The organism is Microbulbifer maximicatervae (SeqCode) (assembly GCF_052467305.1).
Window position 1 is genome coordinate 3,062,440 of sequence record NZ_CP174306.1, and the last position, 12,052, is coordinate 3,074,491.

The following is a 12,052-nucleotide window of genomic DNA, read 5'->3' on the forward strand; positions in this document are numbered from 1 at the left end:
GCAGTCAAATGGAAAAAGCTGTTACTCAGGCGGTAGAACAATGGCTTACTGATGTGGTTGTCGGTCTCAACCTCTGCCCTTTCGCACGCAAACCTCTGCGTGCAGGGCAAATTCGACTCAAGGTGAGTCCTGCCACAGGAGACGAGGCGCTACTCAGTGATCTATTGTCGGAATTACGTCGGCTCGATACCACTTCGGAATCTGAATTGCTTACCACCTTATTGATTATCCCTAATCACCTAGGGAAATTCAGCGACTACAACCAGTTCCTGGATTTAGCAGAGTGGTTACTGGAACGCAACGACTATGTAGGCACCTATCAATTAGCCAGCTTCCACCCAGATTATCAATTTGCTGGCACTGCAGCCGCCGATGCAGAAAACCTAACTAATCGCGCACCCTATCCTATCTTACACCTGCTGAGAGAAGAAAACCTGGAAAAAATGATTGATCTATATCCAGATCCAGAGAGTATTCCAGAAAATAATATCCGTCGTATGGAATCATTAAGCCATGAGGAAAAACTAAAGTTATTTCCCTACTTATTTCTTCAGGGCAACAAGAAATAATGAAGCCTCTGGCAGAATTATTACGATTAAGGAAGCAGATCCGAGTTATCGGTTTTGATGACGCCCCTTTTGAAAAACGAAGGGGCGCGCCGGTAAAAGTAAGCGGTATTGTCTGCACCAAAACTCGCTTTGAGGGAATGCTTTGGGGGCAGGTAAGCAAAGATGGGATGGAAGCTACAGAAACACTTGCCACACTGCTGAAAGAAAGTAAATTCTACAGCCAGGTAAATGCCGTATTGACCGATGGAGTAGCAGTAGGTGGTTTCAATATTATTGATCTACCCAAGCTGGCCGATATCTTACAGCGCCCTTGTATCGCGTTAATGCGAAAACCACCAGACATTCAAGCCATTGATAAAGCGCTGCAAAATTTTCCTGACTATCTACTGCGTAAAGAAACCCTGATGAAAGCTGGGAGTATCCATAACTACAATAACTTCCATTTTCAAGTGCAGGGATGTAAACCGGAGATTGCCGCCCAGGTGTTAGAGCAAACCACTGACACTGGGTATGTCCCTGAAGCTCTACGTTTAGCCCATATGATTGGCGCGGCAGTAATGACCGGACAAAGTGGCAAACGCGCATAATTCCAATAGCATAACAGATCTACCATTTGTCACGGGCAGCTATAGCTCTTCTTTTACCGCGAGAATTATTATATTGCCCACAAATCCTGATATACCCACCTTAAACCTTTTGCCAACCCCACCGGGAAAGTGGAATAGTGGTCCGTACCGCTCACCACCTCTCCACTAAGCTTTAATCCACGATAATTACGCGACTGTAATTTAGCAAGAAATCTCTTATGCCCATCTACCATATCATTACGCATGTGGCTCTTTTGTATTGTCTCCAAAGCGCCAGTGGCAATATAGACGTTTACAGGCAGTGTGTTGTTATGGCTTGCATATTTATTCTCCAAATCAAAGATCATTTCACCCTTAAACCAAAGAGAAGGACTTGTCAGGATATAAGTGGAAAACAACTGTGGATTGGTAAGTAATACCCAAGCACCAAAAGATCCACCCAGTGAATGACCTGAAAGAATCCTACGTGTGGGATCCCCCCTAAAGCTCCCCTCAATAAAGGGCATTACTTCTTTTTCAATAAACTGTAAGTACTTACTGGCTCCACCAGTTGTATAACGCTTCCACCCACTATCGACTACGGGCGTGAGATCTCGAACTCGACTATACTGCCCGTTTTCTCCGTGAGCGAATGAAATAGCAACTACGATGGCTTTATCCATATCCTTAAAGTGTGTAACACCCGAGGCAACCTTAAATGTATGAGGCCCATCATTAAGGTAAATTATCGGGTAGGTCTTATTTTTATTGTCATCGTTCGAGTAACCTGATGGTAACTTCACGTACAAGTCGTATTTGCGTTTGAGAATATCAGAGTCAACTGTGTATATTTTAGATCCACTTAACTCAAAAGATTCAGAAACCTTGGTAATAAGGGGCTTTGCAATTAGTGAATTAGACAGCACCAGAATGGCTATCAGCAGAATAGCTCTAATCATATTTAACCTAGTTTAATTTTATACTCAATATTGCTTTAAGAAAAAATTTGCCACCAACAAAATGTAAGTCAGTTAAACCCTGAATATAATAAGGTGAGAGAGAAATAAAAAAGATAAAGAAAAGCTTAATTATGAATCAAACTGATTTGGTTGAGCGTACTTTATCAATTCATCTTGAATCTTTTGAACCTGTTGAGAAAATTGATTTAAAGAATCTCCTACCAGCCCCTTACTAATAGGGAGGTCAAGCTTTAATGGATCAACAGCCGTACCATTTTTATGAATCTCATAGTGCAAGTGACGCCCCTGCACACGACCTGTAGCGCCAAGGTAACCGATTACCTGCCCCTGTTTTACTCTTCCCCCTTTAATAATTCCTTTCGCGTACCCCTTAAGGTGCGCATAAATAGTCTTTATCCCGGAGCCATGGCGAATACGAATATAGTTGCCGAAGCTACCAAAATAAGAAGCTCGCTCAATAATACCATCACCTGCAGCCAATATCGGCGTGCCCAAAGGGGCTCCAAAGTCCAAACCTTTATGTACTCGGGTATACCCTAGGACTGGGTGCTTGCGGCGCCCAAAATAAGATGACAACCTTGCATTCTCTAACGGAGTACGCATTAGAAACCCTCTAGAGCCTTGGCCATCAGGGTAAAAATAATCCACCCCCTGAGGTCCCTCAGTAGAAAACCGATATAAACTTATCTTTTCTCCACTAAGAATAAGCTCAGCAAATAAAATTCTATTTAGTTTTTCCTTTCCAGTTTGGCTATTGAACAAGGTATCATAGAAAACAGAGAATTGATCACCTGCTCGAATCTGCCGTTGAAAATCTACGGAATAACTAAATATTTCATTTAGTTTTGTGAGCACAGAATTAGATAGGCCAGACTCTTTTCCACTTTGGTATAAACTGCCCGAAATTTCACCTTTAACGTAGTATTTCCTGGCATCGACAGGAGATTCAAATTGATTAGCTCTATAATAGTCTCCATGTCTAACCAACTCCAAACTCTCTGCAAAGCCAATAACCAAGGTAAGCTTATTAAGCTTTCCAGTGGTATCTATTGTTAAGTTAAATTCCTTACCAACTGGTAGGATGCTGACATTGACATGTTCCGACAAAGCCTGAATTATTTTATACGCTTCTGCACGATCGACTCCACTATCCACCAATAGTGATAAAACCCCTTGGTTTTTAGCTAGTTGAACTTTTTTTATGCGCTCTAGATATTCTTCCTCAATTCTATATGGAGGGGCCACCTCCCTACGCTGCATCCCTTCATCTTGATGTACCAAGGATAGATCATTGAGTAGGGGCAATGTAAAAGATAAATCATATTGCACCGATTTAACATTGGAATGGTTTTCCAATAACGGCCCTGCTATCGCCAGTGATTGAATCGACAAAAGAACCAGCAACAAAGCCATCCTCCAGATATCGATCAGAAAGAAAATAGTTAATCGCCTCACAGGTAACCCTACTTTTCTTAAGTAATAAATCACACTCCCCCCTTACTTCGCAAGCAAAGTGTCTGGGTTGATTCGCTTGCCTTCTTTGATAAGTTCAAAGTGAAGATGTGGCCCTGTTACACGCCCTGATATACCCACAGTTCCTATCGCCTGGCCGGCACGTACTGACTGCCCTGCCTCAACCTCCCGCTCATTTAAATGGGAGTACAGAGTTTTCGTATTATTACCATGATCAATAATTATGATTTTCCCATAATTTTTATGCTTATAATCATCAGTAGAGACTATTACAACACCACTTTCAGCTGAAACCACCGGAGTACCAATCGGTGCCGCAAAGTCAGTACCTTCATGGGGTTTTTTGCGAATTTTACTGAAATCACCAAAAGGGCTACTAATACGGGCACTCTCAACCGGGACTGTCAATTTGGTAATCTCCACTGAAGCCATTGTTAATCCCGGTTTTAACAGTAGCCCTCCGAGTATTAAAATGGTTGAAAAACTGCAGAACAACATAGCGCGTAAATAGACACCTAATTCGCCATTATTAGCCCCCGCCCTTGAGGCTTCCATAATATTCAAAAGTCTGCGTCGGAAAAAAGGAGCCTGACTCGTACCACCAGAGAAAGAGAAAGCTACAACCCAGTCACTTGTTCTTTTTGAAGAGTTCCGTCGAAGAGTGTCAATCATTGCTTGTGCATAAACACGGTGCAATTCTCGCTTACATGACTTTAGAACTTCGCGATCGCACCCCAACTCTATCGCCCAGCTGAATCGAGACTTCATCCAACCTAAGAAGGGATTGAACCATAGGATGCAAGTAAATATATGCACAATCAGAATCAACAAGGGGTCAAGCCTTTTCAAGTGCATAATCTCATGCTCAATGATTAGATGACGCTCCGTTTCATTCATTGATAAAATATAGGAGGGAAGCACCAATTTACGACTGAATAGCTGCATCACAAATGGTGTAATCGTTGAGTGCGTTATAAACACCTGAGTTTTACTTCTGATTAGAAAATCACTTTGAGATGAAGTAAAGAACTGGTCAAATTTAACAACAGAAAGCTTATTATTTGCTATTAAGCTCAATTTCTTTCCATAGAAAAACTGACTCACTACCACTTTAGATAAGGTAAAAAACACCCCGCACAGATATATAAGCAACCAAAGAAAAGCCAGTAATTCAACAGAACTCAAAGAGGTAGACACATACTCATGCAGAACTACGTTAATTGGTGGTATAGAGGTAGCCTCATAAGCTGGCGGTAATTCAAAATTCAGATCCGGAGCAATACCCAACGTTAACTGGTCGCTCAATTGTGCAAGAAAAAATGGGGAACCGGCAGCGACCATTGAACACAACCAGAAACTTCGCCAATGGTATATCGCATTAAAGCTGTCTTTATTTCTAGCTGTTGCCAGCCAAATAACAATAAAAACCAACCCCGCCCACAATATTGAGAAGAAAGAAGTAGCTAGAAAATCCAGTGCAAATGGTAGAACTGTAGAGACTATCTCGGCCATAGCCTATTCACCATCCTTGTTGACCAGCTCAGAGTCAGGCCAGGAATCGAGCACTGCCTGAAGCTCCTCGATATCCTTATCACTCATTAACTTACTGCCGGCAAACATCGACACAGGAAGGGGGCCATCAAGCTCTAATACTCTTTCAGCGAAATCTTTTGCATATGACGCCAGAGTTTCCACCTTTTCAATCGCAGGGCTATAAACATGGATTCCATGGATCTCAGATTGAGTCACAAATGATTTATCCCGCATCCGGTCTAGTGTCTTTCGAGTAGAGGAGTATGACCAACCCAATTCAGGTCCCACCCGGTCATGCAACTCTCTGGCACTCAGCGGTTCTCGCCTCCAAAGGGCTTTCAACAGCGCAAGTTCTGATGGGGACGGTTTTACCTTTTTCATTTTATCTTCCCATGTGACAGTCAGGGCTAGTGTGCGACAAGTGTCGCATTCGGTCAACCGCCCTACAGGGAAACTTGTTAGGTTATTTTTTATACAGCCAGGACCGTAAGCAGCTTTTGCCGACTGGCAAAAAGTTGAAAGCTATCGATAGACCAATCGATTTTGATCAGTTTAAGCACCAACCAATATAAGGTTTGATAGCGCTTGTAACCAACTCAAAACCTCAGGGCTTGCTGCACCAGTGCCAAGCAAAGCCCCAATCCAAAGATATAAGTGCCTACAGCACCCAAGAAGCGCATTGGGTTAGGCTTTGCCATAGTGGAGGGAAATAAGATGCCTGCAACAAAAAGAAATCGACAGGCGGTCAGCAGAATAACAAACCACCAAACCCAGGTAGAAGACTACCCTAAGCTCACTAAGTAAATAAGTACCATCAAAAGGGGAGCATATTCTGCTGTATTTGCATGGGCCCTTACCCATTTGTGTAGGGTATTATCGGGGTCGAAAGAATGCCCAACTAAAACCTCATACTTACCCCGCCCAACAGTAACCAAGGCGCCGAGCAAAAGGGATAATGCCGCTAAGAGCCCAATACACAAATAGTAAACATTCATAGAAATCTCCATTTCCTATGTTATTTGTACAGGGAGGGCATTTTAAGCCTCGTCTCCCCGCCCTAGTTGCTCACACTATATAAGCATCGTTTTCAGCTACATTTTAAAGAATCACAGCAGTATCTCTGGAGCCTGCCGCGAACAATGCAACCAGAGAAAACTGTGAAAAACCTTGATCAGTAGATAGATACTCTTTACACCAAAACCTAAGTTCATCCGACCATTTAACCAAAGCCTCCTGCCTCTTCGGCCCAGCATCATATTGGGAAGCCAGTCCAGCAAAGTGACAGTGCACAACTACTTTAGAGTCATTGCTTCGGCTATCATCAACTACAGATACCGTCATAGAAGCAGATACAGACTCCCAACTAATCAGGAAGTACAGAGAAGTATCACTTACATTTTCATCAAGCTTGGAAATTGCGAGCTGTAATACCTCGGAAAGGTCCTGATAAATATCATCAGTAGCCAAGACAGTACTTTCCGATCGGTGTAACTCATGCTCCGTAGCAGCTTTATTTTCACCACCAAAGAGGCATGTCGACTTTTCTATCTGCCAAGCCAATCTCATAAACCCTCCAAATACATCAAGACTGAACAAAGAAATATTCTACGAGATTTATGAGTAGAGCACACTTCATCCCCTCCCAGCCTGCATACTCTTCTCCATATTCAAGCTCAAAGTAAAGCAATTCCCCTTGAAAATACACCAAGAGTTGACCTCAAATGACAACTCTACTACTTCGCGTTGGGGCGCTCTGATACACGCATGGTAATATCGGCATGAAATACTTCCTCTCCATTAGTATCAATAACGCTCACAGGCATAACAACATCGCCAGCCTCAATGGTTTTAAACCCTGGATATTCACAAACGGCTCGCAGATTAGTCTTCGCCATCTTTAAGTACTTGACTTCCATCCCTACTGGTATCCAGCGAAAGCGTCGATCCAAAGACACATCCAAACAAACACCGCCAGCTAATTCAGCGGCGTTACACATAGCGATAGCATGTACAGTACCGATATGATTTGTCACGCTCCAACGCTTATTCAGTAAAACCTCCACCTTACCCGGTGATAATTCCAGGAAACGTGGCTTGATTGAACGAAAATACGGCGCCTTAAGTGCCACTAATTTAGACACCAGCCAGCGGCCCAATGCCGAGCCGCCAAATCGCCCCCAAAGATTAAGTACTGGGCTTTTAGAAGATTGATAGTCCATCTTACCTCTCCATCCTATACATCGAACCGCCACTCTATATGGGCGGTCTTAAGCTATTTAGGCCACTATATATCAACTTCCGGTAGTCCAGGATACTCAGATCTATCAGTTTTATTGACATGGGCTATTCCAAGCGCAGAAATATCCCAGAGAAAGTTTGGCTCATAAGCGACAGTGACTCATAGGGCTAGAACTAATAACTAGTATTCCTTAAGAGCATATCCATTAACAGTCAAAGTAACTATATCTGCAAGCTGAAAGACATACTTAATGAAAATCGCCACTAGCACCCTGAAAGATTGTTTTTGATGTTCAAAAAATTTACCCATGCAATCTTTCACAAAAAAATTTAGATTGAGTACTTAGTTATATGTCAATTAATATTGGAGAATAGATATCGAAAATTATCAGACCAGAAAATCTTAGATTGTATTCTGACCATATTTCTCACTGCGGCACTTACTTTACCCATTACTAATACATATAATTATCACAATAAGTCCACCATAATTAAAGGAGTATTAAACATTTTTCAGAAATTTAATACTACAAAGGGTATCGTGGCAAGTCCACAGCGCACCAACAATATTGGACTCCCAGAATATCTACACCACTAAAGGACTCCTTTTCATGAGTCTAATTTTATTTAGCCACAAATCTATCACTATTTTTTCGTCACACCTATATAGATATCGGGATATAATTTTATGGCTATATCACTTACCAATTGCTACCGGCCTGGTCCTAATAGAGATCGAGAAGCTCAAACTCTACCCGCGAAGATTAGAGCTTCTAGTTAACACAAAAATTTAGGGAACCTCTGAATAATTCTGAGCCAATTTGGTAATATTCACCTACCCATCAAGACTACGATGAATCATGCACCAAGTCACCTTTGCCGAAGCAGAATATAAGCTAAAGCGCCGTATAACTCGCCGAGAGAAGTTTCTTTCTCAAATGGAAGCCCTTATCCCATGGCAGCGACTAGAAGCTCAGATCACTCCTTGCTATCCACAAGGCAAACGTGGCCGACAGCCATATCCATTGAGTGTCATGCTCCGTATTCATTGCATGCAGCTATTTTACAATCTCAGTGATCCCGCTATGGAGGATGCACTGTATGAAATTGAATCCATGCGTAGTTTTGCTGGATTGACTTTGAGTAGCCCAATTCCCGATGAAACAACGATTCTTAACTTTCGCCACTTACTGGAGCTCAATCAGCTAGGTGCAGCTCTTTTTGATGAAATCAACAAGCATCTTGCTGAGAATGGCATGGTACTGCGTGAAGGCACGATTGTAGATGCCACTATTATCTCTGCGCCAACTTCAACTAAGAATAAAAAGAAAGAACGTGATCCAGAAATGCATCAAACAAAGAAAGGCAATCAGTGGCACTTTGGAATGAAGATGCATATCGGGGTTGATGATGTGCTCGGAGTAATACATAGCGTAGATACAACAGCAGCCAATTCGCATGATGTCACAGCCACAGAGCGAGTCCTCCATGGGGAGGAAGGAAGAGTCTGGGGTGACTCTGGGTACATTGGTGCGGAGAAGCGTGAAGAGTTGAAGGAGCGGGAGGTGGATTGGTACATAGCAATGAAGCCGAGCAAGCTAAAAACTCTTCCAGGGCGTGATGCACTCCGTAAGGCGGAAAAGATCAAGGCACAGATAAGAGCGAAGGTTGAACACCCCTTTCACTACATTAAACGGGTATTTGGTTATGACAAGGTCCGCTATCGGGGACTGTTAAAAAATACTGAGCGGCTGTGCTTGATAGCAGGCTTTACCAACTTACTAATAGGGAGAAAATATTTGGCCACCTAGGGGTGGTTCGCCTGAAACCCGCCTATTTAGGGTTTCAGATGAAAAATTAGCGGACTATTACGCGAAAATTACGCGCTTGAGCGTAATAAAGTGAATTTTTCAAGCAGTTCAGCTTAATTCTAGAAAAATGCTTCGTTGATCAGAGGGTCCTTAATTCCTATTCATGGGACCGACTCGGTCAGCCCTAGTAAGGATATATAATGGAGAGAACCAAGCTGTGTAAATTATCATGTAAGAATAAAAGCCAGCTAAAAATTTTTTACTCAGATGCAAATCTAGTGGAGGCACCTGCACAAGGCAAGGCAAGGCAAGGCAAGGCAAGGCAAGGCAAGGCAAGGCAAGGCAAGGCAAGGCAAGGCAAGGCAAGGCAAGGCAAGGCAAGGCAAGGCAAGGCAAGAAGAACAGAAGTTTCTAATAAAAATGTTATCTATATATTGTAACTAAGGATAAAAATATCTTTTCTGAAAATGAGACAGCCCCACCGAATAGACTGTCCCATAAATTATCTCACGACAACTTTCGACGGTATTCCCTCGGCAACATACCCTTATTTCGGCGAAATGCCCTTCTAAGCTGCTCTTGAGACTTAAAACCACAGATAGTAGCAATACGCTCCTGAGTTAACGCTTGAGTTGCTAAAAGCTGGCAAACCTTTTCAATGCGAATTTTCTCAACGAATCGACCTGGAGTTACTCCCATATCCCGAGTAAAGCAGCGAGCAAAGTTTCTCGGACTCATAGATGTCTTTTCCGCGAGACTATTAACGCATAAAGTTTTATCCAAGTTACTATGAATCCATTGCACCAGCTCTAAAAAACGATCACTCTTTAACTGGCTCATAAGATAAGTGCTACTCTGTTTATGATCTCCATCTCTCTTGAGATATAAGACCATTAATTGAGCAACAGCTAAAGCAATACCCCGACCAAAATCATCCTCTAGCATTGCCAAAGCCATATCAACCCCCGCACTAACACCTGCAGAAGTATATATATGATCATCTTTGACAAATACAGATTCTGAATCGACATCCACTTCTGGGAATCTCTTCAGCTGATCAATATATCTCCAATGGGTAGTGGCACGCCGACCATTTAGCAAGCCTACTTTTGCGAGAATCAGAGCTCCATTGCCAATAGAGCCTATACGCTTAACTAAACCAGTCTGAAGAGAAAGCCATCTACTCAAACATTCACTGATATTCAAATCATCAGCAGCATTAAGGTTACCGCTCACAAGGAGAGTATGAATTCCTCTTGAATCAGTAAAACATCTATCTGAGCATATCCTTAAACCTGATGAGACTTCCTTGGTATCTCCATCTTCGGCTAAGAATTCAACCTCATACTGATCATCACAACTAAAGCCCCTATCCTTTAGCTGCTGATTTGCCAGTGAAAACACTTCTGCGGGCCCCATTACATCTAATGAGTGTGCCCCAGGGTAAAATACGATAGATACTTTCTTTTTACAGTTCATTTTAAATTGCAGAAAAAGCGTAAAACTATATACCAAACTAAAAAATCACTGTGCGGATTACTAACTTATTAAAAGAAACTTCAGGAATACTATCTTGGGTAGCCCAACCACCTCAGAGGAAGGTGAAAAAACGCCATAGCGGAAGCTGAATAAAACTAAATAAAATCCAGATTAACTGGAAACACTACTAATAAGTTAATTCTTCACTTGATCTGAGTAATATACCAGGTGGCTACTACCCAATAGTGAGAATTGATCACACGATGATTCTTACCCCAATTAGAGACTACAGGCAAACACACTATCCATCATCCATACTCTCATCATCCATACTCTCATCATCCATACTCTCATCATCCATATACATAAAAATGCTATTTAATAAGGCACCTTCAGAACCAATATCACAAACTGTTAATCCTGTATAATTAAGCAATCCTGACCCTAAGGTACCAGCTTTTTCTATTCTGTAAAGTAATAACGATATTTTTTTTCGGAATATATAGTCGTATATGAAACAGCCCTGCATCCTGCCAAATAAACTTTGATTGCAGCCAATAATTACAACAAAGAAACACTACCCAGCCATATCAACAGAAGAGCACCTCAAAGACCTGACGCCATTAAAGGAAAAAGATAATCATTCCTAATAAAAGGAGCTGTAAATATCTAAAGTCCTATTCATCTCAGCTAATATGAATTGATTCAAGGCAAGAAACAAAAGAAACTCACATTTATCGTCTAAAGCCTTCGCTCTATCGTATAACGACCTAAAACTCCACAAGAAGCGCACCGCCGTACCACTTGCTTATTCGCTCATATGAGCATCAAAATATTGCTGATCTCCTAACAATTCAAGTTATATGTACTTTTTGTTAAAGCATACTCCTGCCGCCCAATTATAACTACCATAAAGGGAGCGAGATTTTTATATCCAATAAATAGAATCTCATAGAAATTTAAGTAACTTATTGACTCAAAAAACCTCAGGCTTAGTAAGCTCTCTAACATATTGTTACAGTCGGTTGGGTACTGAACTCCATAGATAGGATTTTCGAGAGTTATTAAATATAGATAGGTTTCAGGCTATGCATGGTAATCTGCTACTTCCAGGGTGGTTAAGCAATGACTACCGACAACCTTGGCAGGATAGCCAAGACTTCAGAAAGTGAGCTTTCATTAATTATAAAAAATAACACACTAAAGCTATTGCCCTTTATATTGCCAAAAGCCCTATCTAGCAATTTAACCCGCATAGAATTATATAAGCTAAAAAGGACAGCAACTTGTCTTCATGTAAAGAAGCACTGAATATGATTTATCTCAAAATGCAATACTGCTGTAAAAACTTACGCAAATCAACATATTCAAGCTTTCGAGTTAACCCCCTATATCACAGACAA

13 protein-coding genes are annotated in these 12,052 nt (G+C 41.7%); 4 read left to right on the plus strand and 9 right to left on the minus strand.

The window, feature by feature from the left end; translation table 11 throughout:
* The first annotated feature begins 8 nt into the window (after positions 1-8).
* Both ACJJI4_RS13390 and ACJJI4_RS13395 read left to right on the plus strand, forming a co-directional pair.
* Positions 9-569, plus strand: a complete 561-nt coding sequence (locus ACJJI4_RS13390) for a DUF1415 domain-containing protein (RefSeq protein ID WP_413662718.1) — start codon at positions 9-11, stop codon at positions 567-569.
* Positions 569-1,156 (plus strand): endonuclease dU, encoded by a 588-nt coding sequence (locus ACJJI4_RS13395; RefSeq protein ID WP_444917761.1) that lies wholly within the window; start codon positions 569-571, stop codon positions 1,154-1,156. The genes ACJJI4_RS13390 and ACJJI4_RS13395 overlap by 1 nt, the downstream gene beginning before the upstream one ends.
* Positions 1,157-1,224: 68 nt before the next feature.
* Here the strand turns inward: ACJJI4_RS13395 and ACJJI4_RS13400 are convergent, their stop codons facing one another.
* From ACJJI4_RS13400 to ACJJI4_RS13430, 7 genes are all read right to left on the minus strand, one after another.
* Complete coding sequence (locus ACJJI4_RS13400; RefSeq protein ID WP_444917762.1) at positions 1,225-2,094, minus strand: alpha/beta hydrolase; 870 nt, start codon at positions 2,092-2,094, stop codon at positions 1,225-1,227.
* Between the two features lie 129 nt (positions 2,095-2,223).
* On the minus strand, positions 2,224-3,603 hold the full coding sequence (locus ACJJI4_RS13405; protein ID WP_444925474.1) for a M23 family metallopeptidase: 1,380 nt from the start codon (positions 3,601-3,603) through the stop codon (positions 2,224-2,226).
* Between the two features lie 9 nt (positions 3,604-3,612).
* Positions 3,613-5,100, minus strand: coding sequence for a M56 family metallopeptidase (locus ACJJI4_RS13410; RefSeq protein WP_444925475.1), 1,488 nt, complete (start codon positions 5,098-5,100; stop codon positions 3,613-3,615).
* 3 nt (positions 5,101-5,103) lie between these two features.
* Entirely contained in the window at positions 5,104-5,502 is a 399-nt protein-coding gene (locus ACJJI4_RS13415) for a BlaI/MecI/CopY family transcriptional regulator (RefSeq protein WP_444925476.1), read from the minus strand.
* A 401-nt stretch (positions 5,503-5,903) separates the two neighbouring features.
* Positions 5,904-6,128 carry an MAPEG family protein gene (locus tag ACJJI4_RS13420; RefSeq protein ID WP_444925477.1) on the minus strand — a complete coding sequence of 75 codons (225 nt, stop codon included), beginning with the start codon at positions 6,126-6,128 and terminating at the stop codon, positions 5,904-5,906.
* Positions 6,129-6,219: 91 nt separating this feature from the next.
* Complete coding sequence (locus ACJJI4_RS13425) at positions 6,220-6,687, minus strand: hypothetical protein (protein WP_444925478.1); 468 nt, start codon at positions 6,685-6,687, stop codon at positions 6,220-6,222.
* Between the two features lie 167 nt (positions 6,688-6,854).
* Positions 6,855-7,340 carry a hotdog fold domain-containing protein gene (locus ACJJI4_RS13430; RefSeq protein WP_444925479.1) on the minus strand — a complete coding sequence of 162 codons (486 nt, stop codon included), beginning with the start codon at positions 7,338-7,340 and terminating at the stop codon, positions 6,855-6,857.
* An 879-nt stretch (positions 7,341-8,219) separates the two neighbouring features.
* Between ACJJI4_RS13430 and ACJJI4_RS13435 the strand changes: the two genes are divergently transcribed.
* A complete protein-coding gene (locus tag ACJJI4_RS13435) occupies positions 8,220-9,170 on the plus strand; it encodes an IS5 family transposase (protein WP_444925480.1) in 951 nt (316 codons plus the stop codon).
* A gap of 200 nt (positions 9,171-9,370) precedes the next feature.
* Complete coding sequence (locus tag ACJJI4_RS13440; protein WP_444925481.1) at positions 9,371-9,610, plus strand: hypothetical protein; 240 nt, start codon at positions 9,371-9,373, stop codon at positions 9,608-9,610.
* 67 nt (positions 9,611-9,677) lie between these two features.
* Here ACJJI4_RS13440 and ACJJI4_RS13445 read toward each other — a convergent pair whose 3' ends face one another.
* Together ACJJI4_RS13445 and ACJJI4_RS13450 are read right to left on the minus strand one after the other, a co-directional pair.
* Entirely contained in the window at positions 9,678-10,649 is a 972-nt protein-coding gene (locus tag ACJJI4_RS13445) for a GlxA family transcriptional regulator (protein ID WP_444925482.1), read from the minus strand.
* 301 nt (positions 10,650-10,950) lie between these two features.
* Complete coding sequence (locus ACJJI4_RS13450) at positions 10,951-11,085, minus strand: hypothetical protein (protein ID WP_444925483.1); 135 nt, start codon at positions 11,083-11,085, stop codon at positions 10,951-10,953.
* Positions 11,086-12,052 lie beyond the last annotated feature (967 nt).

What these genes read in the sequence shown, in the direction of transcription:
- ACJJI4_RS13390 (WP_413662718.1), top strand. Translation starts at nt 9, where the DNA reads ATGGAAAAAGCTGTTACTCAGGCGGTAGAACAATGGCTTACTGATGTG.
- ACJJI4_RS13395 (WP_444917761.1), top strand. Translation starts at nt 569, where the DNA reads ATGAAGCCTCTGGCAGAATTATTACGATTAAGGAAGCAGATCCGAGTT.
- ACJJI4_RS13400 (WP_444917762.1), bottom strand. Translation starts at nt 2,094, where the DNA reads ATGATTAGAGCTATTCTGCTGATAGCCATTCTGGTGCTGTCTAATTCA.
- ACJJI4_RS13410 (WP_444925475.1), bottom strand. Translation starts at nt 5,100, where the DNA reads ATGGCCGAGATAGTCTCTACAGTTCTACCATTTGCACTGGATTTTCTA.
- ACJJI4_RS13415 (WP_444925476.1), bottom strand. Translation starts at nt 5,502, where the DNA reads ATGAAAAAGGTAAAACCGTCCCCATCAGAACTTGCGCTGTTGAAAGCC.
- ACJJI4_RS13420 (WP_444925477.1), bottom strand. Translation starts at nt 6,128, where the DNA reads ATGGAGATTTCTATGAATGTTTACTATTTGTGTATTGGGCTCTTAGCG.
- ACJJI4_RS13425 (WP_444925478.1), bottom strand. Translation starts at nt 6,687, where the DNA reads ATGAGATTGGCTTGGCAGATAGAAAAGTCGACATGCCTCTTTGGTGGT.
- ACJJI4_RS13430 (WP_444925479.1), bottom strand. Translation starts at nt 7,340, where the DNA reads ATGGACTATCAATCTTCTAAAAGCCCAGTACTTAATCTTTGGGGGCGA.
- ACJJI4_RS13435 (WP_444925480.1), top strand. Translation starts at nt 8,220, where the DNA reads ATGCACCAAGTCACCTTTGCCGAAGCAGAATATAAGCTAAAGCGCCGT.
- ACJJI4_RS13440 (WP_444925481.1), top strand. Translation starts at nt 9,371, where the DNA reads ATGGAGAGAACCAAGCTGTGTAAATTATCATGTAAGAATAAAAGCCAG.
- ACJJI4_RS13445 (WP_444925482.1), bottom strand. Translation starts at nt 10,649, where the DNA reads ATGAACTGTAAAAAGAAAGTATCTATCGTATTTTACCCTGGGGCACAC.